This window comes from Streptomyces sp. NPDC017095 (genome assembly GCF_044332325.1).
Lineage (GTDB): Bacteria > Actinomycetota > Actinomycetes > Streptomycetales > Streptomycetaceae > Streptomyces.
On record NZ_JBIROU010000003.1, the window covers coordinates 137,735 to 161,455 of the forward strand.

At 70.4% G+C, this 23,721-nt stretch carries 20 protein-coding genes and 3 pseudogenes; 3 read left to right on the top strand and 20 right to left on the bottom strand.

The genetic code is table 11. The features are described 5' to 3' along the window. Positions 1-70: 70 nt before the first annotated feature. Positions 71-613, bottom strand: a pseudogene (locus ACH4OA_RS06750) (tyrosine-type recombinase/integrase); the annotation flags it as partial. Between the two features lie 335 nt (positions 614-948). Here ACH4OA_RS06750 and ACH4OA_RS06755 point away from each other — a divergent pair. Continuing rightward, positions 949-1,806, top strand: a complete 858-nt coding sequence (locus tag ACH4OA_RS06755; protein ID WP_397967953.1) for a hypothetical protein — start codon at positions 949-951, stop codon at positions 1,804-1,806. On the opposite strand, the pseudogene ACH4OA_RS06760 reads toward ACH4OA_RS06755, so the two are convergent. The 5 genes and pseudogenes from ACH4OA_RS06760 to ACH4OA_RS06780 all read right to left on the bottom strand — a co-directional run bounded on the left by ACH4OA_RS06760 (position 1,794) and on the right by ACH4OA_RS06780 (position 4,648). Next, positions 1,794-2,653: pseudogene (locus tag ACH4OA_RS06760) on the bottom strand (aldo/keto reductase). The gene ACH4OA_RS06755 and the pseudogene ACH4OA_RS06760 overlap by 13 nt on opposite strands. Then, entirely contained in the window at positions 2,587-3,783 is a 1,197-nt protein-coding gene (locus ACH4OA_RS06765) for a JmjC domain-containing protein (RefSeq protein WP_397967956.1), read from the bottom strand. Before ACH4OA_RS06765 ends, ACH4OA_RS06760 begins: the two are co-directional and overlap by 67 nt. Before the next feature lie 95 nt (positions 3,784-3,878). Further along, on the bottom strand, positions 3,879-4,046 hold the full coding sequence (locus ACH4OA_RS06770) for a hypothetical protein (protein WP_004939628.1): 168 nt from the start codon (positions 4,044-4,046) through the stop codon (positions 3,879-3,881). Between the two features lie 133 nt (positions 4,047-4,179). Continuing rightward, positions 4,180-4,467: a hypothetical protein gene (locus tag ACH4OA_RS06775; RefSeq protein WP_397967958.1), complete on the bottom strand. Its 288-nt coding sequence runs from the start codon at positions 4,465-4,467 to the stop codon at positions 4,180-4,182. A 52-nt stretch (positions 4,468-4,519) separates the two neighbouring features. Next, positions 4,520-4,648: a hypothetical protein gene (locus tag ACH4OA_RS06780; RefSeq protein ID WP_397967960.1), complete on the bottom strand. Its 129-nt coding sequence runs from the start codon at positions 4,646-4,648 to the stop codon at positions 4,520-4,522. Positions 4,649-4,901: 253 nt separating this feature from the next. Here ACH4OA_RS06780 and ACH4OA_RS06785 point away from each other — a divergent pair, with 253 nt between their 5' ends. Both ACH4OA_RS06785 and ACH4OA_RS06790 read left to right on the top strand, forming a co-directional pair. Then, complete coding sequence (locus ACH4OA_RS06785; RefSeq protein ID WP_397967963.1) at positions 4,902-6,245, top strand: tetratricopeptide repeat protein; 1,344 nt, start codon at positions 4,902-4,904, stop codon at positions 6,243-6,245. 71 nt (positions 6,246-6,316) lie between these two features. Then, on the top strand, positions 6,317-7,489 hold the full coding sequence (locus ACH4OA_RS06790) for a serine hydrolase domain-containing protein (protein ID WP_397967965.1): 1,173 nt from the start codon (positions 6,317-6,319) through the stop codon (positions 7,487-7,489). 373 nt (positions 7,490-7,862) lie between these two features. On the opposite strand, the gene ACH4OA_RS06795 is transcribed toward ACH4OA_RS06790, so the two are convergent. The 14 genes and pseudogenes from ACH4OA_RS06795 to ACH4OA_RS06860 form a co-directional block, all read right to left on the bottom strand. Next, positions 7,863-8,327 (bottom strand): hypothetical protein, encoded by a 465-nt coding sequence (locus tag ACH4OA_RS06795; protein WP_397967966.1) that lies wholly within the window; start codon positions 8,325-8,327, stop codon positions 7,863-7,865. A gap of 167 nt (positions 8,328-8,494) precedes the next feature. After that, positions 8,495-9,295 carry a phosphotransferase gene (locus ACH4OA_RS06800; protein WP_397968355.1) on the bottom strand — a complete coding sequence of 267 codons (801 nt, stop codon included), beginning with the start codon at positions 9,293-9,295 and terminating at the stop codon, positions 8,495-8,497. Positions 9,296-9,399: 104 nt separating this feature from the next. Continuing rightward, a pseudogene (locus ACH4OA_RS06805) lies at positions 9,400-9,605 on the bottom strand (LacI family transcriptional regulator); the annotation flags it as partial. 56 nt (positions 9,606-9,661) lie between these two features. Further along, on the bottom strand, positions 9,662-10,105 hold the full coding sequence (locus tag ACH4OA_RS06810; protein WP_397967967.1) for a hypothetical protein: 444 nt from the start codon (positions 10,103-10,105) through the stop codon (positions 9,662-9,664). A gap of 14 nt (positions 10,106-10,119) precedes the next feature. Next, a complete protein-coding gene (locus tag ACH4OA_RS06815) occupies positions 10,120-14,382 on the bottom strand; it encodes a DUF6531 domain-containing protein (protein ID WP_397968356.1) in 4,263 nt (1,420 codons plus the stop codon). Beyond that, positions 14,372-14,737, bottom strand: coding sequence for a hypothetical protein (locus ACH4OA_RS06820; RefSeq protein WP_397943692.1), 366 nt, complete (start codon positions 14,735-14,737; stop codon positions 14,372-14,374). The genes ACH4OA_RS06815 and ACH4OA_RS06820 overlap by 11 nt, the downstream gene beginning before the upstream one ends. Positions 14,738-15,276: 539 nt before the next feature. Next, positions 15,277-15,738 (bottom strand): hypothetical protein, encoded by a 462-nt coding sequence (locus tag ACH4OA_RS06825; protein WP_397967970.1) that lies wholly within the window; start codon positions 15,736-15,738, stop codon positions 15,277-15,279. 61 nt (positions 15,739-15,799) lie between these two features. Further along, positions 15,800-16,012 (bottom strand): hypothetical protein, encoded by a 213-nt coding sequence (locus ACH4OA_RS06830; RefSeq protein ID WP_397967972.1) that lies wholly within the window; start codon positions 16,010-16,012, stop codon positions 15,800-15,802. Positions 16,013-16,592: 580 nt separating this feature from the next. Next, positions 16,593-17,309 carry a hypothetical protein gene (locus ACH4OA_RS06835; RefSeq protein ID WP_397943697.1) on the bottom strand — a complete coding sequence of 239 codons (717 nt, stop codon included), beginning with the start codon at positions 17,307-17,309 and terminating at the stop codon, positions 16,593-16,595. A gap of 82 nt (positions 17,310-17,391) precedes the next feature. Then, on the bottom strand, positions 17,392-17,862 hold the full coding sequence (locus ACH4OA_RS06840; RefSeq protein WP_365876360.1) for a hypothetical protein: 471 nt from the start codon (positions 17,860-17,862) through the stop codon (positions 17,392-17,394). A 109-nt stretch (positions 17,863-17,971) separates the two neighbouring features. Beyond that, on the bottom strand, positions 17,972-18,652 hold the full coding sequence (locus ACH4OA_RS06845) for a hypothetical protein (protein WP_397947889.1): 681 nt from the start codon (positions 18,650-18,652) through the stop codon (positions 17,972-17,974). After that, complete coding sequence (locus ACH4OA_RS06850) at positions 18,649-20,301, bottom strand: polyprenyl synthetase family protein (protein WP_365876356.1); 1,653 nt, start codon at positions 20,299-20,301, stop codon at positions 18,649-18,651. The genes ACH4OA_RS06845 and ACH4OA_RS06850 overlap by 4 nt, the downstream gene beginning before the upstream one ends. Next, positions 20,294-21,379, bottom strand: coding sequence for a hypothetical protein (locus ACH4OA_RS06855; protein WP_397967975.1), 1,086 nt, complete (start codon positions 21,377-21,379; stop codon positions 20,294-20,296). Before ACH4OA_RS06855 ends, ACH4OA_RS06850 begins: the two co-directional genes overlap by 8 nt. Before the next feature lie 238 nt (positions 21,380-21,617). Next, entirely contained in the window at positions 21,618-23,279 is a 1,662-nt protein-coding gene (locus tag ACH4OA_RS06860; protein ID WP_397967978.1) for a serine/threonine protein kinase, read from the bottom strand. Positions 23,280-23,721: the final 442 nt, after the last annotated feature.

A 23,721-nucleotide genomic window follows, 5' to 3' on the forward strand; every position in this document is an offset into this window, starting at 1 on the left:
ACAAACGTTTGTAGGTGCCTCACCTGTTCTGTGTGCGTGTCTATCTGCGTGACTATCGCTCTCCGCGTGTCTACGGCCGCCGCTCCTGCGCCCCGAAGATGCCGTCCATGACCACGGCACCGGTCTGAATCACGGGCCGGATCTGCTTCCGGTAGACCTCCTCGGTCACGGCCGTCCCGGAGTGGCCGACGAGCCGGGAGATCTCCTCCAGCGGGACACCTCGGTCGGACAGCAGGGACACGAAGCTGTGCCGCAGCTCCCTCGGCGTCCACTCGTCAGGGTTGATCCCGTCGATGCCCCTTAGCGCCTGGCGGAAGGCACGGCGGACGTTGGCCGCGTCGAGCGGCTTGCCCACGGCCGAGGAGAAGACGAGGCCGTGTTCCTCCCACTTGTCCTCAGCGGCGAGCCGATCCCAGCCCTGATCCTCGAACTGCTGCCACAGGGCATCGACACAGCGCGCCGGCAGAGCGAGGGTGCGCCGGGACTTCCGGGTCTTGGTGTCCCCACCCCGCCGGACGGAGCGCCATACCGCGATGTGCAGAGCGTGACCGGGTCGGCCTTCCAGCCAGCGGGCGGCACGAAGTCCTCGGCGGTGCTCTCGACGAGCGGCAGTCGCGTGCCCCCGGGAGGGCTTCGAGCGCAGTGCCGACTCCGCCGCGGCGGCATGTCGGCGTCGATGGCGATGGCGATGGCGATGGCGATGGCGTCATCGAAGCGGCCGAGCAACGCCTCGACGACCAGTCCGGTGCCGGCACCGACGTCGCAAGCGTCGCAGACCGCCGCGGCGATGTCTTCGAGGATGCCAAGGCGGAACTGTCGGTAGTAGTTGGCGGTTCCGGTGTCGCGCTCATGCGGTCCCGTCCCGCGAAGTGCTCGTCGCAGTCGGCGGTAGCCACTGGTTCCCCGTGTTGGACGACCTCTCGCTGCTCCGCTGCTACGGTCGCGTGTATGACGCTCTCGGTCTCCACGAGTCAGGTTGTTGACCTACGCGTACAGCCGGTTGACGAGGTTCTGGACCGCGTCGCGCGATCTCTTCAGGTGCGTTTCCTCCCGGATACGGTCGTACGTAAGCGCCGGTCCGTGGGTGCCCGGACAGACCGCGAGACCTGGGTCCGCATCGAGCGACGCCTACTCGACAAGATCGCCGATCAAGGCTGGAACGGCGCGGAGTGCGCAGCTCGCCTGGATGGTGTCACCCAGCCGACATGGCGGGCATGCGTGGTCTGGCGGGACACGAACGAACCGGTGATGTGGCGAGCCGACGAAACTGACCTCCTGCCGGCCGCTCCCGTCGGAAACGCCATTCTTAGTGCGGCCCCCGAACTCCCGGACGAGTGGTGGGATGGGTTGAACGCCTCTCTGGACGCGCTGGCAGCGCACCGGACGAGGCGGGTGGCCACGCCCGATACCGACGCCATCACCCAGGCGTCGGTCACCGAGTCCCTCCGAGCCGTCTTCTCCGGCGACTTCGATCCGACCGTCCAGCGTTGGGTGCCGGCCCACGCCGACCTGAACTGGGCCAACGTGACAGCCCCGGTGTTCAGTCTCTTCGACTGGGAGGACTGGGGGAACGCCCCGCAGGGACTGGACTCGGCCTCACTGTGGGCGAGTTCACTTGCCGTCCCGTCTCTGGCCGATCGTGTACGGCAGGAGCGTCGGCGGGACTTCGAGAGCCGGGACGGCAAGCTGATGACGTTGTTCGTCTGTTCGAAGATCCTCGGGCCGTGCGCCCACCCGGAGGATCCTCGGTTGCAGCCCGCACGGCACATGGCGGAGCAGGTCATCGAAGAACTTCAGGCCGACTGATTACGCGAGCGGTCGCGGAGGAGCCTGCGGTACTCCTGGACGGTTCGCTCCTCCACCTGGCCTGCCAGGGCTCCGACGAGTTCCCCCAGGTGGGCCGGCTTGTCGGTGCCGACGGCGATGGAGTCGACCCGCGGAAGGTGGTATGCGGCTCTGAACGCTGCCTGGACGCGGGAGAGCCGGTCGCCGTCCTGGAGGAAAAGGCGCGGGTCGACCCTGTCCCACACCGAGGCACTGGTGCTGCCTCCGAAGGGGCTCATCCCCCGAACCTCGGCACCACCCGGATTCCACGCGTTGATGAGGGTCTCCGCCGCGTCCAGCGTCCTGGCACCGACCAGCAAGCCGACGCGGACCATGAACACTGATGGCCTCGGAACCGCCGGGGCGACCAGGCTCAGCAGCGGGGACGGATCCCACGACGCGACGCCCCAGGCGGCGCACAGCCCCTTCTCTGTTGCGTCATTCAGGGCGGTGCACGCCGCGGCGAGCAGATCCTTGTTGCGCGGCACGGCTTCCCGGAGCGAGCGTTCCGGGTTGTGCAGGAACACAAGGTCCGGCTCCCGTCCGAGGTCCTTGGCCACCTCTTTCACGGCCAAGGTCAGCCGCGTGGGATTCAGGGAGTGCACCTCCCCGTCGGGCCCCGGGAAGTAGCCCACCTTCGTGACGAGACCGTGAACTTCGGCAGCAGGTCGCCGGCTGTCCGGGCCAGGATCTGGTGCGAGCGGAAGCCGGCGTAGTTGGTGCTGGTGTCGAGCGCGGTGACGCCCAGATCCAGCGCGCCGGTCAGGAGCCGGCGTTCGTGACGAGACCGGTGTAGCCCGAGGACAACTCGGGGCTCAGAACCGCGCACAGCTCCTCCTTCACCAGAATCTCGGCGACCTCCACCACTTCGGCCCCTACGACGGCCACGGCCTGTTCCAACACGACCGGCCTGCCGCTCAACAGCAGACGCAGCGCCGGGAGGGCTTTGGCCGCGAGGGTCAGCTTCTTCCCCGAGGCCAAGACGTCGACGGTCTCCCCACCCTCCTGGATCCGGGGAGGGAAGTGGGTGGTGCACACCACGGCGTCGAGCGGCCCGAGGATGTCGAGGAACGGCACCTGCCGAGGCAGCATCGTCTTCTGCTCGTATGCGGCCAGGTAGTCGGCCGGGGAACGCTCGCCGAGCAGGGCCTCGGCGGCCTCGGTCAGAGCCGCGCTGTCGGGACCGTGCCAGCGGTCCAGATCGTGCCTGAAGATCTCGCGCTCGCGGCACCAGTCGGCAAGCCAGGCGAGCCAGCCGGCGCCGGTGCGTTTGGTGATGCCGAAGGTGACGTGGAGGCTCTTCCCCGAGCCGCTGCCGGTCCGGGTCGCCTGATGCCAGTGGCCTCGGGGAATGTGCATGATGTCGCCGGGCCTCATCACGCCGGACCAGATGATCTCGTCACTCGGGGTGCTGTTGGGGTCGGAGTCCCGGTACATGGGGACTTTGCGGGAAGCCGCGCGCACCTCCCACTCCTTCTCGCCCGCGAGCTGCACGATCACGACGTCGTGGTCGTCCCAGTGCAGAGGGAAGCCGGCGGCGTCGTTCGTCGTCAGATATGCGTTGACCTGCGCACGCTCATGGGACCACCACTGCAGCGCCCGGCACGCGACCTCCATCGTCGGGTCGAAGACGTTGGCCTGGTCGAGGATGAGCGTCGCGCCTTCTCGCAGGAGCCTCCCGAGGCTGCGCATGTCGACCATGGGGATGCTCTGGCCCCGGGGGCTGACGCTGTCGGTGTAGTAGACGGCCGGGTGCACCTCCACACCGTTTTGGAAGCACCGGAACTGCGGGCGGTTCAGGCTCCTGCGCATGGCGATGTCGAGCAGCCGGTTGGGGGTCAGGACGCGGGAGAGGAGCGCGGGGTCGTCCAGACTGCCCCGCGCGAAGCCCTTGCCCAGCTCCTCGGCCCCGCTCCACCCGAGTGCTGTCTCGATCGCGTCAATCAGCTGATGGTGCATCGCTGTGCCTCCAAGGGGTGTGGTCACCTGATGCGGACACGGCTGGGGCCGGCACGACCGGTCGTGCCGGCCCCAGCCGCTTGGTGCGTGCGTACCTACTCGCTGTCGTGCAGGTTGCCGTCGCCTCCGGGCCACGGAGCGTCACCGGAGCTTCCGGCGTTGTCGGACCGGAGGCTGTCGTACCGGTCGTGGACGGCGGTCAGCTCTTCGACCGCCATCAGCAGGCCGCTACGGGCCGGAGGCGGTGCCGTGCGCTCTTCCACCTCGTGCTCCTTCCTCTTCGGGTCTCCCGCCGGGGCTTCGACGGGAGGTCATAGCCGCCTCACGGCCGTGGCAGAGACGGAATTTCCGTGAGGCGGCGGTCATGGGGTGGCCCAGTGAGCCGCAGCTCTGCGCCTACGGCCGCATGGACCGGCCGCTCACCGGCAGAACGGCCGCGTCCTGACGCATGTCGGCCTCCAGGGCGCGCTGGTCCAGTTTGTACAGGCACGCACGGCATCCGAAGACGGCCGCGTGCATGCCGCTCGACCGGGCGGGCCCGCACCACGTCACCTCGACGTCGTCACGGCCACACCCCAGCCAGCAGTCGCCACGCGCCGGCCGCTCATGCCGGTCCCACAGCGCATAGGCCGTCGGCTCGCCGGTGACGAGGTAGATGTCGCGGTGGGTGGGGCGGAAGACCACATCGCGGTCCGGAGAAAGAGCCGCTCGTACTGCGTGCCTCCCCATCAATCGATCACCAAGCGACCGGGCCGGTTGCAGAGGTGACGGTGATCGGCTCCGCCCCGTGGACGACGGCGTTGGTGATGAGGAGCACTTCGGATTCGATACCCGCGAGCATGAACCGATGGACGAGCGTGGGCATGACGGACGCCTCCGAAGAGCTGGAGAGCGGCTCCATCCCCGATAGGGGACACGGAATGGAGCCGCCGATCTGAGGAACCGCTCCGCAAGCGTCCGACCGAGTTCGCTCGCTGGCGGCAGGTACTCAGTCAACGGCGCTGCCCCGGCTCACCGGAACGTTTCCAGGGGGTTTCTCCTGGGGACGCCCCTCCCCCTGCTCGGACACGAGAAGTAGCCTTCCCATCACGCCGTGACGGGATGACAGGAGTGATGACGTGCCGACCGAGCCGTTAGCAGTCCACCCGCTGACCTTCCTCCTCCAGACGCGCGGATGGGGCAAGGCCGAATTCGCCCGGCTCATGCAAGAACACGGGAGGAAGCTCGGGATTCCACTCGCGACCAACCGGACGACCGTGTGGAAGTGGGCACAGGGCCAGGCCCCGGACACGGACGCCCAGCGCGTCCTCGCAGGGCTGCTGGGCGTCCCGTACGCGCAGGCCCGTGCGGAGGGATGGCCCCGCTGGCTCCCTGTGTGGGAGGTGACCGGGCTCACCGCCCCGTGGACAGAGGCGGGTACCGTCGAGGCGTTGTCCGATCTGGTGGGGAGTGGACGGGTGGATCGCAGAGGCTTCCTCACCATCACAGGAGCCGCCCTGACCGGTCTCACGGCGAGCTGGGTGGACGCGCCCCCCGCCATGGCCGCGGCGCTCAACGGTGACCGGGTCACGAACACGACGGTCTCGATGATCGAGCGGCGCATCGGCACTCTCCGTACGCTCGACGACCAGCTTGGCGGCGCTCGACTGCTGGAACAGGCGCGAGGCGACCTGGCTCTGGTCACCGGTCTGCTCGGCGGTGGCCGCTACACGGACGAAGTCAGGCTCCGGCTGTACGCGCTGGCGGCCCGCGTGTCGCACCTGACCGGATGGATGGCCTACGACGCCGGTCTACGATCCGCAGGGCAGCGCTATTACGTCGGTGCCCTGCGCAGCGCCCGCACCGCCGCTGACGACGCCTTCGGCGCTTTCATCCTCGCGGAGATGGGCGTGCACGTCTCCGAGGCCGGGCGCACCGCCGAGCGCGTCGACCTCGTCTCGACCGCCATCGACAACGCACCACCTTCTCTGTCGCCCCGCACCCAGTCGTTCCTCTACCTCCACAAGGCGGAGGCTCTCTCACGGGACGGCGACCACCGCGAGGCAGGCACCGCCCTGAACCGTGCCATCTGCCTGTGGGAGCGCCAGGTGACGGACGACGACCCCGACTGGCTGGGCTGGTTCGGCGAGGCACAGCTGCGGTCGACCGAGGGAAAGGTCCTGTTGCGCTCGGGGCAGGTGGAACGCGCGACCAGTTCCCTGGAGACGTCTGTGACGAGAGCCGCCCCTCGGGACAAGGCGGTACGGTCCAGCCGTCTGGCCGAGGCGCGGCTCGCCGGCGGTGATCTGGAGGGTGCGTTGGACGCCGGGAACTACGGCGCCGGACTGCTGGAGGACTGCGTCGGATCCGTCCGGGCCCTCGACCGCCTCAAGGAGTTCTCCACACGGCTGGAGCCGCACAAGTCCGTTCCCTCCGTACAAGAGTTCCGCGAGCGTCTGCGGGAATTGTCCGTTGCCGTTTGATGTCGATCGCCTGACACCGGGGGCGAGCCCGTCTCGGTGACGAGGGCTGCAAGACTGCCAGGATGGCCGGCATGACGACGATCTACGGCGAGGTGGCACCGGGGTTCGAGCCGGTGCGGGCGGCGTTCATGGAGAACTTCACCCGGCACGGGGACCTCGGCGCGGCGGTGTGCGTGTACCGGAACGGTCGACCGGTGGTGGACCTGTGGGGTGGTGTGGCCGATGCCGACACCGGTCGTCCCTGGACGCGGGACACACTGCAACTGGTCTACTCGGCGACCAAAGGAGCGACCGCAACCGCCGTGCACATGCTGGCCGAGCGCGGAGCGCTCGACCTGGACGCGCCCGTCGCGACGTACTGGCCGGAGTTCGCTGCGAACGGCAAGGCGGACATCCCGCTGCGCTGGCTCCTGTCGCACCAGGCCGGCCTGGTCGCGCTGGATCAGCCGGTGCCGTTGAAGGAGGCGCTGGCCTGGCACCCGATGGCGGCGGCACTGGCCGCGCAGCACCCCCTCTGGACTCCGGGCACAGCGCACGGCTACCACGGCCGTACCTGGGGATGGCTGGTCGGCGAGGTGATCCGACGGGTGTCCGGCCGCTCACTGGGCCGCTTCTTCGCCGACGAGATCGCGGCCCCACTGGGCTTGGACTTCTTCATCGGCTTGCCCGCCGACGAACGCGACCGAGTCAGCCGCATGGTGTACCAGCGGCCGGACGTCGACCTCACTACCCTGCCCACCAAGTCGGTGCCCGAGGAGCTCCGCGAGCAGGTCGCCGCATGGCGGGACCCTAACTCATTCAGCAACAGGGCGTACGCCGTCACCGACCCGCCTGAGATCGACTTCGACTCACCGGAGGTGCAGGCCGCGGAGCTCCCGGCCTCCAACGGCATCGGCACCGCACGCGCTCTTGCGCGCATGTACGCCGCGCTGACCGGCGAGGTGGACGGCGTGCGCCTGCTCTCCCCGGATGCCCTGGCGGCGGCGGCCGAGGAGCAGGCCAGCGGGAAGGACCAGGTCATGCTGATCCCCAGCCGCTTCAGCGCCGGGTACATGCTGCCAACCAAGAGCAACCCGATGCTCGGGCCGAGCTCTTTCGGTCACACCGGCCGAGGAGGGTCACTCGCTTTCGCCGACCCGGAGCACGGTGTTGCATTCGCCTACGCGATGAACCGCGTCATCGGTGGCGGCGACGATGTGCGAGCGGCCACGCTGGCCGAGGCAGTGCGCCGATCTCTGGCGTAATGACCTGGCGCTCACACGGTGTGATCATTCGGCGAGTCATGTACTGCGTCACTTACCGGCGGCGACAAAACGTACGGGGTCGGCTGGTACTGCTGTTGCGGCTGTCAGGTCCGCCAGTCGGGCCGACAGCGTCGCCTCCGCCAGGCGTGGCGGCAGCGCATTCCCGAACTTCAGCCCTCGCACCGCCCGTTCAACGACTGCGGGAAGGCAGAGCCGGTCCGGCGCGGGTGTCTCCGCTCCTGATCCGCCACCATCCCGGGGCCCGGGCTTCTGGCGTCGCCCTGACCGGGCCCTACGGTGAACTGCACAGTGACCAGGGGTCGTCGGGTCGAAGCTCTCGCCGGATCGACGTCACCTGACGGACGGACACTCCTCAGCCGGCATCCCCCCAAACGGCTTGGAGGTCCGCAGCGCGGACGGTGATCGTCGCATCGGTGAGCGCGATCTCGTGCAGGAAACCACCGTCCTCCTCGGGAAGGATCTCGTCGAGGAGGACGGTGTCGACGCTCATCCAGTCGATGGAGTGTTCATAGTCGATGGAGAAATGCGTCACGCCCGAGTAGCTGATGCGCAGGCCGGAATCGTGCTTGAACTTGTTGGGTGCGAAGTCCAGCACCAGCCCGCCACTCTTGTCGGTGGCTAGGTGAATGCCGGCGAGTTCCAGATCCTTCACACAGCGGATGGCGCCCGCGATATCGTAGTGCCCGGGATCGATGGCGAAAGCTCGGGCGCCCGGGGGCAGGTCCGCACGCAAACGCGGCAGCTCGACCAGGTAAGCGTGCGCATCCAGACGGTACCCGGGCACCTCGGGATCCCAGACCGCCTTGACGTATTTCATGGACAACCTTCCTGTGAGAGGGGAGAGCGACGCCATTTGTCGCCGGAGATGTCCTCGGTTCCCTTGGGTCCGATACGCCCGACTTTGCGCATCGGGTCAATGGCTCGCCCTTTGAAGGCACGGCGCCAAGAACGCCCGGTGAGTTTGTCCTCGGACGTCCGCTCCGGTCAGCTCAGCAGGGCGGCCGTGAACGTCTTGCGGTGGTCCACCTGCCAGGTCTGCATGCGGTCCCAGCGTTCCCATCCACCGCGCTCGGCCAGCGCCTGGAGATAGGCGGGGTCACCGTCGGCCACGCGGCGGGCGACGAAGGCCCGGCAGACCTCCGTGGCCTGCTCGATGACGCCGGGCAACTCGGCGCGGTCCCCCGTCGAGAGGCCGTAGCTGTCGGCAAGGATCCGCAGCCGTGCAGGCACATCCAGCCCGGAGGGGTAGAGAGCGGCTGCGGATCCGGGATCCAGCACGGGCACCCAGTAGCGGGCGGTCATGGCGATGTCCCAGAGGGGGCGGCCAGGGGCCGCCAGGTCGAAATCGATCAGGGCAGCGGCACGGTCGTGGCGGAAGACGACGTTTTCCGGGCACACGTCGTTGTGGCACAGCATCGTTCCCCCCTCCGGGTCGGCCAGGTCTCGGGGCCACTCGGCATGGGTGTCGAACTCGACGGCCGCGCTGTTCTCATGCAGACGCCGCAGCAGGCTCCCCACCGATTCGAGGGCGGAACGCGTCATCGCCCAGTCCGGGAACGGTGGTAGAGCCACGTCGCCAGGGATGAAGGTCAGCTGTTCACGGCCATCTTCGGTGAGACCGATGAAGGTCGGCGCTGCGTCGAAGCCATGCTCCTTCAGCGCCAGGAGGTAGGCATGCAGGGCGCGCGCGTTGCGCGGCGCCGGGCGCTCCACCAGCGCACCACGGCGGAAGACCGCCCCTGCGTTCGCCATGCCGCCGGCCAGCGCCTCGCCCCCAGCCGTCATGACGATCACGCTACCGTCAGATCAACCCCGCGCGGGCCGGTCCCCGAACTCGCGCGAACAAGCACCCAAGGCTCACCCGCAGGACGAGGATCAGGTGGAGCGCCGAGCGCCTTGTCTTCGAACCGGGGAGGAGGTGCTCCTCGATGTGGCGCTTGTAGTTCTGCATGCTGGAGGCTGCCAGGTCCTGGGCCTCGTACCAGCGGTTCGCGTACTCGCCGAAGGTCTCCTGGCCGAGAGCCGGGTCGCGCCAGTCGCCGCGACGGTCCTTGTTCTCGGCCTCGGCCGCTGCCCGCTGAGCCTCGCCCCGAGAGTGATCAGGGTGAGTTGAGTTGCGGGCTCTACGCTATGAACCTTGACGGCGTTGCGTCAGCGGATCGTCGTGAAGCTCACGACCGGGCCGTCCTCCGTTTCGCTCGCGACGACCTGGAACGAGCGGTCCGGGAAGGTGTCGTGCAGACACCTGTGCCAAGAGCGAGCGATCTCCTCGGCCAGGGCTTGGGCGGCGGCCTCGGAGTCGGAATCCTCCGGGATGTCGATGTAGAGCGCCAGGCGGAACTGGTTCAACGTGGCCTCGATCGAGGTGGCGTCCCCACGCAGCCGCTCGTACCAGCTGCGGAAGTTGCCGGGCTCGTAGACGCGGTCCCACAGAACGCATCCCTCCACTTCCACGAAGCGGGGCATGAACGCGCGTGAGAAGGCCGCCCACTCGCCCAGTCCTGCCTGCTGCGACAGGTAGTCGAGGTAATCGGCGTCGTCACCGACCGCCTGTGTCCACTCCCGCACATCCCGGACTCTCAGCGGGTCCATCATTCCGTCCTTCACACTCACTGAGGGAGCTCGTCGGGGCGAGCGGGCCTGGGCATCTTCTTCCACGTGAGGAACGTCTGGCCGGTCTTCGGGTTCACGTTTCTGGTGGTCTCCAACACGTGAGGTGCCGGCACCCCGCCGTGCGGCTTGGAGTCCGGGTCGACGTCTACGCGTTTGATGGGTAGCCCCTGATCGTCGTACACAGCGTAGGCCGTCACGCTCCCGTCATCCTTCCGGCGTACCAGGACCTCGTCCGGTTTCGCGGAATTGGGGAAACGACCGCTGTGCGGAGTAGCACTGGAGAGGTCGATTCCGCACTTGGGGGCCAGCCCAAGCGGGTCCGTCCAGCCGAGGGCGTTGACCACGTACGCGTGGGGATTGCTGGAGGGCGCCAGGCCCAGCGGATCCGGGCTGATGTACCGGGCTGTCTCCGGGTCGTAGTAACGATGGAGGTTGTAGTGCAGCCCGGTCTCGTGGTCGGCGTACTGGCCCGGGAAGCGCAGCGGGCAGTCGACCGAGGCGGTATCGGGCTCCGGGGTCGAGAACCCGGTGCCCCAGAGAGTGGTGCGGTGCTGCCAGACGAGATCTCCCGCGCCGGAGACCAGTTCCATCGGGGCGCCGATGAGATCCGTCACCACGGCATGGAGCCGAGGCGCGTGTCCGGGATCCGTCTCCTCGGCCAGTCGGGCCAGGACCGAGGTGTTGCCTGATGCGTCCTGCGGCAGGTGATCGGTCTGGGCCACCGGGCGATGGGTGCCCGGTGCGTAGTCCCACGTGGTAACCCGTCCGTCCGGAGCGGACCGCTCGGCCAGGGCGAAGTCGTCCCAGGAGAATTCCGTGCGGTCGGTTTCCGTGCCGTCCATCGACACGCGGTGCTTGGAGACGCGGCGGCCGAGTGGGTCGTAGGCGTAGCGCCAGCGGTCACCGTCTGGGTCAACCACCTCCGTCAGCCGGTCCTCGGCGTTCCACACGTAGGTCCACGTGCGGCATTGGCCGTTCAGCAGCCTGCGGGTCCTGCGGATCAGACGGCCGTGCCCGTCGTGGGCGTACGAGGTCCGGCCGGCTGAGCGGACCAGTGTGCCCTCGAACTCACGGTCACCCGAGGCGGCGTGGCCGGGGGCGGTGGCGCGTACGACGTTTCCGGCCAGGTCGTAGGCGTAGTCCTCGCTCCAGCCGTGCGCTCGGACGCCGGTGACCCGACCGTTGGTGTCGAGGTCGAAGCGGCGCGTGCCCGAGGTCAGCTCGCGGATCTCGGTGATGTAGCCGTCGGCCCGATGGGTGTAGGTGCGGTGTTGCAGGAGGCGGTGGGCAGGGGCTTCCGCTCCCGCGGTCAGGGTCTGCGCGAGCAGCCGTCCTGTCCCACTCCAGGCCTGCGTCAATGTCACCTCGGCACCCATGTGGCGCGCTGTCTCACGACCCGCCGCGTCGTGGACGAAATGCAGCGAACCACTGGGCGAGCTCAGGGTGAGCGGACGTCCGGCCTCGTCGTACGACCAGGCCGAGGTCAGTCCCGAGGGGGTCGTCCGTCGGATCCGGCGCCCCACGGCGTCATAGCCGTAGGTGGTCGTATGCCCGTTCACCGTCTCGGACACCACGCGGCCGAGGGCGTCCCGTGCCAGGACGACCACGGCGTCGCCGTTGGCGGCTTGCTCCAGGCCGCCGTCCGGGCCGTAGGAGAACGTCGTGATGTCCTCCTCGCCGAACCGCTGCTCCACGACCCGGCCCACCGCGTCCCGCGTGAACTGCACTGTTTCCCCAGCGCCGTTGGTACGGGAATCCAGCCGTCCGGCCGCGTCGTGCGTGTACGTCAGCGCATGGCCGTTGAAGTCCGTCTCGGCGACCAGACGTCCGGCCTCGTCGTAGGTGTACGTCCAGGTGCGGCCCTGGGGGTTGGTGACCCCGGTCAGCCGAAGCTCACTGTCGTAGGCGAACTCGTATCGGCTTCCGTCGGGTTCGGTCTGGGTGGCGGGTACGTCGAAGTGGGTTGCCGTGTGGTGTGTCGTGCTGCCCACCGGGTCGCTGTGTGCGAGGAGGTTGCCCTCGGCGTCCCACGTCCACGACTCGCGGGTGCCGTCGGGTTGTTCCCGCCAGGACGGTTTGCCCTCGGTCGTCCAGCCAAAGCGGGTGCTGTGGCCGAGAGGGTCGGTCACCTCGATGACGCGGCCGAAGGTGTCGCGGCGGACCGTCGTCGTGTGGCCGAGTTCGTCCGTGAGGGAGACGGGCAGGCCTGCCGCGTCGTACGCCACCGTCCGGGTGTGACCGAGGGCGTCGGTGATCGCCGTCGGCCGGCCGGCGCTGTCCTGCGTGTACCGCGTCTCGGCGCCGAGCGGGTCCACGGTGGCGAGCAGGTTGCCCCGCTCGTCGTACGTGTGCCGCCAGACGGCGCCGCCCGGCTCGACCACCTCCGTGGGCAGGCCGAGCGCGTTGTACGCGGCCCGGGCGACCGAGCCGTCGGGCAGGGTGAGTTTCGTGACGTTGCCCGCGTCGTCGTAGGCGTACCGCGTCGTGTGGCCCAGGGCGTCGGTCACCGACAGTGGCTGGGCTCCGTGCTCGTCCCACTCCGTGCGCGTGACGTGGCCGAGTGGGTCCGTCTCCTCCACCACCAGGCCCTCGGCGTTGTACCGGTGGGCCGAGACATGGCCCTGCGAGTCCGTGTACGTCGTCGTGCGGGTGGTGTCGTCGTAGGTCAGCGTGCCGGAGAGGATGCCGTCGACGCCCTCGGTGCGGACCACCCGGCCGCGGTCGTCGTAGACGTACGAGAACCACGTGCCGTTGCGGTCGGTCCAGCGGGTGACGCGGCCCTCGGTGTCGTAGGTGAAACGCAGGGGCTGGCCGCTGGAGTTGACGACCTCGGTGAGGTTGCCGGCGGTGTCGTAGGCGTAGCGCATCACCACCGTGCCCTCGTCGGTCGAGGGGTTCGGGTGGTAGCGGGAGGGCGGCTCGTCCAGGAGGCGCAGGGCGGTGATGCGCGGGCCCTGGGTGTCGACGGCGACGTAGTAGCCGCCGGAGTGGCGGATGCCGGACGGGATGCCCTCGTCGTCGCGTTCGATGTCGATGCGGTTGCCGTTGCGGTCCGACCAGGAGTCCAGGGCCAGGTGGAAGACGCCGAAGGTGGGTGAGGGGACGGGGGCGGCGAAGGTGCGGGTCACGCCGGTCGCCGGGTCGGTGACCGTCATCGCGCCGTCCGGCTTGCCGTCCCACTCCAGCGGCCAGCGGGCGCCCTTGGCCGGCATCGTGGGAACGCCGGGTTCCGGTACCGGGTAGACCAGGCGCATGCCGTCGGCCGCCGCGAAGACGACGCCCTCGCCGTCGATCTGGAGGCACTCGTCCAGGGTGGAGATCCAGGTCGGGCCGAAGCAGACACCGCCGCGGTAGGAGGAGAGGTGGGTGCGGGTGAACTCCAGGGGCAGGCTGCCGGGCAGGGTCAGGTCCGTCTGGGTCATCAGCATGGCGCCGGTCGCCACGTCGATCGGCTCGCCGACACACGGGGTGCGCTCGGCGTTGCGGGCCGCCGGGCCCAGCTCCACCAGGTCGGGGCGGAGTGACGGCGGGCGCAGCAGCAGCGGCGTGGTGTCGGCGAGGCCGCCCTCCATGCTCGCCTTCAGCACGCCGCCGCCCGCTCCCAGCGCGCCGCCGAAGATCATGCCGTCCTTGGCGGCCTGGTTCACCTCGTCCAGGCTGAAGCCCTGCTGGAGACCGGTCGCCATCTTCAGCGGCTGGGCCACGGCGAGGTCGACCGCGACCGACTCGACACCGCCGAACGCGGCGGCGACGAGGGTGCCCGCTGCGATCTCGGCCACCGTCGTCGTGACGGCGATGCCCATGGTGGCGCCGAACTCGATGACCGCGTCGGCCGCCGCGACGGCGGCCCCGGAGGCGAGGCCCGCGGTGAGGAAGGCGAGCGTCACCCCGCCCGCGATGACGGCGGCGTCGATGCCGATCTGCGTCCAGAGTTTGTTGATCGCGTCGTCGATGGCGTCGGCGAACTTCTCCAGCGCCTTGGCCATCTCCCGCGAGGACTTCGCGAGGTCGCTCAGCCAGCCGCCGTCCTGGTCCTTCGCGTAGCGGCCCCAGAACGTGTCGAACGCCTCGATCGACTCACCGGTGTTGTTGTGGATGATCGACGACGCGCTGCGGTGCACCGGGGCGCGGACGTCGTCCACCGAGTCGGCGAAGGCACGCCAGGCCTTCGCCGCGTCCCGCAGCTTGCCGGAGTCGGCTTCCGGCCACCACAGGCCCAGCTTGAGCAGGATGTGGCGGGCCTTGTCCTCAACGCTCACCGGCACCGTCGCTCTGCTTGTCGGGCTTCACCCGCGTGAACATGCCGGCAATGAGCTGGTCGTTGTCCACATGACCGTCCGAGAGGTCCACCATGGCCTCGTGGATGCTCGTCAGACCGAGCACCAGGATGCCCGCCGCGCTCTCGATCTTCTTCTGCTGCGGCTTGTAGGCGCTGCCGAACTTGTCGCCCTGCTCGTCGTGGCCCCAGGGCTCGCCCAGGCCGTCCAGGGTCTGGATGAGCGTGGTCAGCGCCTTGCTCAGATCGATGGCGCCCTGGTGGAAGGCCGGTGCCGCCGCCTTGATGTCGGCGGTCTTGATGTCCAGGACCTTGCCGGGGACCTTGCCGTCGCCCATCGGTGTCGCCTCCCCCTTCGCAGCTGCGGCTCCGACCCTAGGGCAGACAGGTAAAGGAAGTTCCATGTCGACAGCCTCGCGCGTGATGCCGCCCGTCGAGTGTTCGTCTCAGAGTCCTGCTGCTGGCTGGCCGTGATGGCGTTCCCGGGAACGGGCGGTGATCGCCTCGCCAGCCGGGGGATGACCAAGGGGGCCGCGGTGATGCGGCCCTGTGCCTCACCAACCGAGCCCACCCACCCGACCTGCGGAACGCCATCGAAACTGGCAGACTCACCAACCGAACCTTGGTCGGGACGAAGAGGTCGTGGGTTCGCATCCCACCATGTCGACGCCGTAGTACCAGGTCGGGGGCCTGAGTGGTTTCCGAGGGTCTCTTGGGGGCCGGCTAGAGATCTGGCATCCGGACGGCTCCCCTTTACTCCCTCCGGAAGCCGCACCAGGGAAAGCCTCTTGCGCCGGATGAAGATGATGACGTGCTTCCTGTCCGCCGGGGCGACGATGAGCCGGTGCCCTGTAGACCGACGGTCTCGGTTGCCCCCTCAGCTCGCGTCCCCCCAAACGGCTTGCAGGTCCTCGCAGCGGACGGTGATCGACGCGTCAGTGAGGGCGATCTCGTGCACGCAGCCCCCGTCCTCGCCCGGGAGAATCTCGTCGAGGAGCACGGTGTCGACCAGCATCCAGTCGATGGAGTGCTCATAGTCGATGGAGAAGTGCGTCACTCCTGAGTAGCTGATGCGCAGCCCGGCGTCATGCTTCCACTGGTTCGGGGCGAATTCCAGGGTGAGCCCTCCACTTTTGTCGGTGGACACTTGAATACCAGACAATTCCAGATCCTTGACGCAGCGACTATTACCGTGCCCCAAAGCGTAATGCGCCGGATCCGACGCGAATTCTCTTGCCCCGCTTGGCAGTCGATCAAGAAATGCGGGGAGTTCGGCCAGGTAGTCCCTCGGATCGACGTAGAACCCACCATCATTCCAGACGGCCGTCACGTACTTCACTTACCACCTTCCGCGGCGGGAGGCGTGTCTGCTGTGCCGAACCGACACACCTTCGGCCTCCTCAGCCGCACGGACTGATGATCTGCCAGTCCTTTGCGGGGTCCCCGGTCAGCACGTACTGGCTCAGATACATGTCGGTGTCCTCGTGGAGGTCGTCCTCCAGTTCCCAGACGGACTCGCACTCGGGGCAGAGGAAGAACCTGTGTCCCGTGTCCTTGCGCTCGTAACAGCGCATCCAGCCCTGGCCGCAGTGCGCGCAGGCGACCTTGTCCATCGGTTCCTGCTCCTCGGTCGGCGCCCCTCGGTCGAACCCGGACCGTAGTCCAGTCCTTCGGGCGAGCGGTGCCAGCGCCCCCCTAGGTCCTCCAGCGCACAGCCGTACGGACCCAAGGGGGCCGGCCTGTGACCGGGTGCCGTCTGCTCGGCCAGTCGGGCGCGGAATGACGTGTTGCGTCCGACAGTTGATCGCCGGTGATCAGTCTGCGCGATCGGCCGGTGGGGGATCAGCAGGCGGGCGTCGGTGCCGATCTCCTCGACGGCCCGCTGCCCGCGTCCGGCGTCGCGGGCGCCCACGTACACGGTGAGACCCTCAGCGGCGGAGAGTGGGGCCCCTGCGGGACCGCCGGGCGAGCCTGCGTCCGCACGAGATGGGCCTGCCGGAGAGACGAACCTGGCCCGGTACCGCCTCCTGGGCCAGAGTCGGATGAACGAGAGTTCCGACGCTGAGGAGTCCGGGCACATCGTGGCGGTACGGCTGCACCAGGCCGCCGACCGGACGTGGGTCGCGGGCCGGATCTGCTTCCGGCGGACCCCCTCGGTCACAGTCGTGGCCGAGGGGCCGGCGAGGGGATCCGTCAGCCGAGGATCGATGACGACGTGCAGCCCAGTGCGGCGCGGGAGGCGACCGTGAAGGAGATGCTTCCGGTGTTCTCCCAGATGTTGTTGATGTTGGTGAACAGCCACCTCGTGGTCAGGCTGTGGTCGGCCGAGGAGAGGGTGGCCGTGCGGCCCTCCGTGCCGGGCCTGATCCGGAAGCGCACCACGGTGTCGCCCAGCTTCTGCGGCGGTGTCTCCTGAGCGCTCAGTGTCGTTCCGGAGAAGGTGCCCGGACCCGTCACCGACTCCGCGTCGGCCACCGCCAGCACCGAGGCCAGGTTGACCCGGTGGACGTGGTACTGCGCTCCCACGGGGTTGCGGGTGGTGTCCGGGCGCCAGCGGAACGTGAACGTCGAGCCCGGCGCGATCCGGCCGCCGAACGGGTTCGGTGACGAGGATTCGTTGATCGTGCCCTCGCCCAGCCGGGTGCCGAAGACGTTCCGCCAGTAGAACCGCGGGTTGAGCCACGCGTTGCCCGGCTGGACGCACTCCGGGTCGCGTGCCGCCGTGGTCCGCGCCGCCGGGGCGGGCCCGGCCTGCGCGGTGGCGGTGGTCGCGGGCAGTGACGATGCCAGCAGCGTCGTCGCGGCCAGCGTGCCCAGGGTCCACATGGCCCGGCGTCCCCGGCGCCGCGCGGGTGCCGGGGCGGCGGTGCTCCCGGTACGGCGCCCGGCGCGGTTTCCTGCTCCGCGCATGCTCCGTCCTTCCTTTCCGCGTGGCCCGTCGGTGGCTCCGGTCGTGCCGGCACGGCACCGACGGGCGGCTGGTGAGGGTCGCTCAGTCCTCGTCGGTGGCCAGGACGCGGCCCTTGAGCTTGATCGGGGTGGCGGCGCCCACCTTGAGCTGGCCGTCGGTGTAGCGGCCAGGCGTCGCGCCGTCGACGGCGGTGACCTGGGCGCCGTAGCCGAGGCACTCCTGGTTGGTGGACAGGTACGGGTTGTGGGTGAAGGTCAGGGTGCGGCCCCCGTCGCCGAGGGTGCCCTGGGTGGTCTCCAGGTTGCCCTTCGCCTGGAGCGTGTTGACGTCGTGGTAGGCCCAGGAGAGCCAGCCGGTGAAGGCGAAGCCGGTGGGCGCCTTCAGGGTGAAGGTGATGTCGCCGGGGTTCACCGGGTCGGGGACGGTGCTGAGGATGCCGAAGCTGAGGTGGGCCGGTACGCCGCCGGGCGCGTCCTCGACGATGCCCTGCTGGAGGATGTAGAGCTTGTTCTCGGAGCCCGGCTGGACGGGTGACTGGGTCTGCGTGGCCATGGGTGTCCCTTCTGTGGGTGGAGGGGTCCGCGTGAGCGGATCCGCCGGTGGCGGGCTTGGTGACCGGGCCCGCTCATGGACCGCCGGAAGCGGCGACGGGCTTCATGAGCTAGGCGGATGTCGCGGAGCCGGCCGGTGCGTGGCCGGCCAGGAGCGGGCCGAGGACGGCCAGGGCGCCGAGGGCGATGTCCTCGTAGAGGTAGAAACCCGCTTCCAGCGGCGGAAGTTCGGGATCGGTGCTCTCCGCAGCGGTGGTGTCTTCCGGGTCGTCGCCGTCGGGTCCGGTCCGGTGGGCGGGCGTGCCGAGCAGGTCGGTGAGGTCCTGCGCGGCGCCCAGGAGGGTGGTGCGGGCGGTGCCGGCCAGCAGGCGCAGCGGGAGGTCGAAGGCGGCGGCCGTGCGCTGGCCGGGCACCGCTCCCGTCGCTGCGGACGCCTCCTCGGTGGCGGCGGCGAGCAGTTGCACGGGGAGCGTGCAGGCGGAGACGATCCGCTCCGTGGGCAGGACGGGCGGAGGGTCGCCGTCGACCATGAGGTCCTCCCACTCCATCAGGTCGAAGAGGAACTGGCCGCCCTTGTAGAGGGGCCAGGGCCGGACGGTGTCGAGCAGGAGGCGGGCGCGGTCCGGGGCGTCGCGGCGCAGCGCCACGCCGTGTCTGGCCAGGGTGCACAGGGACCGGCGCAGACTGCTGTTGACGTGGCCGAGGAAGGCGAAGGCCCGGAGGTCGGTGGCGGTCAGCGGGCCGGTGCCGGCGGGGCCGGCCGGCGGGGGCGGGGGCATGGTGGTGGTCACAGTGGCCTTGAGGTGACGTAGTGGGCGATCTGCCGCAGGACGGCTTTGCCCTCGTTCTCGGGGATGAACCGGAGGTCTTCCTCGAAGCGGGCGATGCCTTCGGCGGCGAGCCGGTCGGCGAGGTCGGTGGCGTATTCGATGGAGCCGTGCCGCCGCATGGCGGCGAGGAGTTCCTCGGCGTGCTGCTGCGTCTTGTCGGTACGGCGCTGCCGCAGGACGTCGAGGAGGCGGGGGCGCTCGTGGGCGTACGCCGAGCGGAAGAGGTGGATCAGCATCACCGTGCGCTTGCCCTCGAGGAGGTCGCCGAGGGGCTCCTTGCCGTACAGGGCCTCCTCGCCGATCAGGTTGAGGATGTCGTCCTGGATCTGGAAGGCGATGCCGATCAGGCGGAACGCCTCGTCGAACCGGCCGAGCACGGAGGGGTCGGTGATGCCGGCGCAGACGGCACCGATGCGGCACGGGCTGATGCAGGTGTACCAGCCGGTCTTCTTGGTGCTCATCGTGAAGTAGGCGTCGTCGTGCCCGGGGACCACCTCGTGGCGGATCCAGCCCAGCTCCATGGCCTGGCCCTCGATGGACTCCCGGCACATGTGCACCGCCTCGTGGATGAGGCCGAGGGTGCGGACCAGGCCGAGCGTTTCCAGGTTGGACAGGACGGCGTCGACGGCGAGCAGGTTCAGCCCGTCGCCGACGTTGACGGCCAGGCCCAGGCCGTGTTCCTCGTGCATGGTCGGCAGACCGCGCCGGTGCGTGGACTCGTCGGCGATGTCGTCGTGGACGAGGAAGCCGTTGTGGAACAGCTCCAGTGCGGCGGCGGCGCGTACGGCGTCGTCGGGGCGCCCGCCGAAGGCGGCACAGGCGGCGATGGTCAGGGTGGGGCGCAGGCCCTTGCCCTGGCGGGCGGGGTAGGAGCGCATGAGGTCGTACAGCTCGGCGCGCGGTTCGCGGTCCGGGAGCAGCCGCTCGATCTCCTCGTTGGTGCGGGCCCGGCACCGGCGCATGGTCTCCAGGAGGTCCGCGTCCTGGACGGTGTCCTCCAGCGACCAGTCGGTGCTCGCGCGGCCGTCCCACAGCAGGCGCGGCGCGGTGACGGTGGTGTCGCCGATCAGCGCGGGCGGTGCGGGCGCGTCCTCGGGGGAGCGCCGGGCGAGGAAGTCCAGCGCCGTCCAGTCGACCGGGTCGGCGGCCGGTTCCCGGACCTGGGGCGGCACCCCGCCCCAGAGCTGGGGTGCCTGTTCGCGGTAGGACCCCCACAGTTCCTGCATGCTGCGCAGGCCCGCCGCGCGCTGGGCCAGCAGGGTGAAGGCCCGCCACACGGCGAGGGCGTCGTCGCGGGAGCCCCGGACGTCGAGGCTGTCGGGCAGGACCTGGTCGACGGGCGGGCGCTGGAGGTCGAACAGCAGGTTCATGGCCCGGTTGTCGAAGGCGACCTCGACATCGGGGTCCGGGCAGCGCTCCCGGCGTACGAGGAGACGGCTGTGCCGCGCGGTGAGCGTGGCGTGGCTGTCGTCGTTGAAGTGCAGGCCGAGCCGGATGCCGCGCAGCTGGCCGGCCGCGGCGGCGAGAACGGCCGGGGCCCGGTCCGACAGGGCGGTGACGGTCTCGTCCAGCAGCCGGGCCCCGGTGAACGCGGGGGCGGTCTCAGTCATGGGCACCCCCGGCGAACTCCACGATGCCCCCGGTGCAAAAGCCGATACGGCGTCCGCCGACACGGCCCTCCACGGTGCACGGGCCGAGGGTCTCGTGCACGCTGAACGGGTGCAGGCTGGTCTCGGACGGGTTGGCGATCCGGCCCGCCGTGTGCGAGCGGAAGTCGAGGACGAGACGGTCCTCGCCGAGCCGGGCGGTGATCAGCAGCCGGCCGGGCACCGCGGCCATCGGCGGGGTGCCCAGCAGGCCCGCCAGCGGCGGGACCACCGCCACCCGGTCGCGGTCCAGGCTGCCGCTGACCGCCACCCGCAGACTGCGCCGCGGGAAGTGGCGGATCATGCGCCCGTCGCGCCACAGCATCACCGACCCGTTGGCCGCGTCCGCCGGGTACGCGGGCTGGATCAGGGTGAAGACGACCGCCGAGGGCGGGGCCTGGCCGGCGGGGCCCGAGGGGTCGTTGACGAATCCGAACACCCAGCCGCCGAGCGTGGGCCACGACCATCGGCCGCGTACCCGCTCGTGGTAGCCCAGCAGGTCCGTCTCCGTGGCCGTGCCGTCGCCGTGCCGCAGGGTGCCGGTGCCCAGGACACCGGGCTCGGACTGCCAGCGCAGGTGCTCGTCCGCGCCGAACGGCGCGCACTGCGAGGTGCACGGCCTGCTGGTCCGGGTCAGCCGGACGTCCGCCGCCGGCGCCGCCGACCGGGCCGCCACCCGGAACGCGCCGGGCTCGCCGTGCGGGTGCGGCAGCCGGAAGGCCGACCAGGGCAGTTCGGGCTGTTCGGCGTTGAACTGCGTCGCGCTCCAGCCGTGGTCCTCCCCGTGGAGCAGCAGGATCGCCATGTGCTGTCCCTCGGCCGCGGTGCCGGTGCCGCTGCGGCGCCCGGTGGCCGGGGCGCCCGGATCCGCGTCGACCACGCCGCTGGCGGACCCCAGGACGGACAGGTTCGCGATGAGCGCGTGCCGACCGCACCGAGACAGGAACGCGTAGTGCAGCCACTTGCGGTCGAGCTGATGGGCAAGGGACGCGCGCGGAAAGGGACCCGGCGGGCCGAGCCTCGGGAGGGTGGGCGTGAACACGTATCGAACGCTAACCCACCGTGGTCGGCGACCTGCAATCCGTGACCATCAGGGGGGTGACGTGGGAGCACAGAAACGATTACCTGCCCCTTCAGGGTTTGAGGTCGCGCGGAGCCGTCCACGGTGAGTGGTCCGCCGTGGACGGCTCCGGACGCGACCGCGCCCCCGTCAGGCGTCATCGGCCGCCGTCGGTCCGCACCGATCCGTGTCGGTCGTCGTCGGTCGTCACCGGTCGTCGTCAGTCCTCGTCGTCTCCGAGAACGGTTGCCTTCAGGGGCGCTTCCGGGCCGCCTGCGATCACCGCGCGCCCGTCGGTGTACCGGCCCGGCTCGGCGTCGCCCAGGGCGTGGATGCCGAGCGTGTAGACCAGGGCCGCCGCCGGGTGGCCGGACGTGTTCAGGCGGGGCTCGTCGGTGACGGTCAGCGTCCTGCCGTCGTTCCCGGCCGTGCCGGCCGGGTCCCCGCCGGGGAGCACCGTCCGGTCGGCGCGGTAGTAGGCGCAGGTCACCCGCCCGTCGAAGACGAAACCCGTCGGAGCCGTGAAGCGGTGCTCCACCCGTCCCGGAGCCCAGGGGTCGGCGGAGGAGATCCGGACGTGCAGCAACTCGCTCGCCCCTCGGGGGATCTCGAGGCCGACCTCCTGCCGGACCAGCAGCTTGGCGGACGGCGGGGGCGCGGGGGCGGGCGACGGCGCGGGGGCAGGGGTGGGTGCCGGCGCGGGGGCGGGAGCGGGTGCCGGCGCGGGGGCGGGAGCGGGTGCCGGTTCTTCGTCCCGTACCGGCTCCGGTTCCCCGTCCCGTACCGGCTCGGTCTCCTGGAGGGGAGCGATGGTGACGGGTACGGCCGCGATCCGGTGGTGGAAGTTGTCCGCCACGAGCAGGCGCCCGGCCGGGTCCACGGCGAGACCGCACGGGTAGCGCAGCGCGGTGTGGACGGCGGCATCGGCCCCGTCACCGGCCGCGTCACCGGCCGGGCCGGCCTCCTTCCCCACCGCACCCGGCGGCCCCACGAGGATTCGGGCCGCTCCGCCGGCCAGCCGCCACACCCGGTGTCCGGTCTGGTCGGCGACGTAGAGCGTGCCCTCGCCGTCGGCCGCCACCGCGCACGGCGCGCCCCAGTCGACCGCCGTGGCGCCGGCGTCCCCGTCCGGCGGTCCCGCCAGTACCCGCAGCGCCCCGTCCGGGTCGAGCAGCAGCACCCGGCGGCCCACCGGGTCGGCGATGTACAGCCGGCCGGCCGCGTCGACCGCCAGGCCGGCGGGCAGGAACTCCTCGCCCGCGTCGGCCGCGGCACTGCCGCCGGAGCGTCCGGATGCCGCGACGACCGTGCTGATGACACCGTCGCCGCCGACCCTGCGCACCCGGGGCGTGCCGGCTTCCCCGACGTACAGCGTTCCGGCGCCGTCCACGGCCAGGGCGCACGGGGCGGCCAGCCGGGCGCGGCCGGCCGGGCCGCCGTCACCGTCGTCCCCGCCGCCGCCGCGCGAGCCGTCTCCCGCGACGGTGGCGATGACGCCCGAGGGATCGATCCGGCGGACCCGGTGGTTCATCTCGTCGGCGACGAACACGGCTCCGTCCGGGGCGGCCGCCAGCGCGGACGGGAAGCCGAGGCGGGCGCGCGCCGCGTCGGCGCCGTCCCCGGCGAACCCCCGCAGCCCGTCGCCGGCGACCGTCGTCAGGGTGCCGGTGCCGTCGATCCGGCGGACCCGGTGGTTGGCGTGGTCGGCGACGTAGACCGCGCCGCCTCCCACCGCCACATCCGCCGGGAAGGCCAACTGCCCGTCCGGCGCGGGCCCGCCGTCCCCGGAGAACCCGGCCGTGCCGTCGCCCGCCACGGTGACCGGGGGGCCGTCCGCGTCCGGCACGTCCGGTGCCTGCCGCGCCGCCGCCCCGGCCGTCACGCCGCCACCCCCCGGCCCGCACGCGGCCGGACCTCGCCGGCGCCCGGCACCTCCCGCGTCCACGGCCTCGTCTTGCGCATCTTCCGTCTCCTTCCGCTCCGCCATCGGCATTTCCCCTGCATACCGGCCCGGACGACACGGCGGGCGCCGCCACCGGGCGCTCCACCCGCACGGGGGAGGAACCGGGAGGCAGGGACGGGGACGGAGCGGCAGGACAGGGAGGCGGGGACGGAGGCGGGGCCGTACAGGAGGACTGCGGGCCGGCGCCCGCACCGGCGCACGCGACAGGGGGCGCGCTGACGCGCTCTTCTCCGCTCCCCTGCGCCGTAGTACGCCTCGATCTCACTCGCACAAGTGACGCGGAATCGATTCGGCATACCAAACGGGGGAATGACGGCATATCACCGGCAGGTCCGGGCTAACGATGGACCCGGAGGAAAGT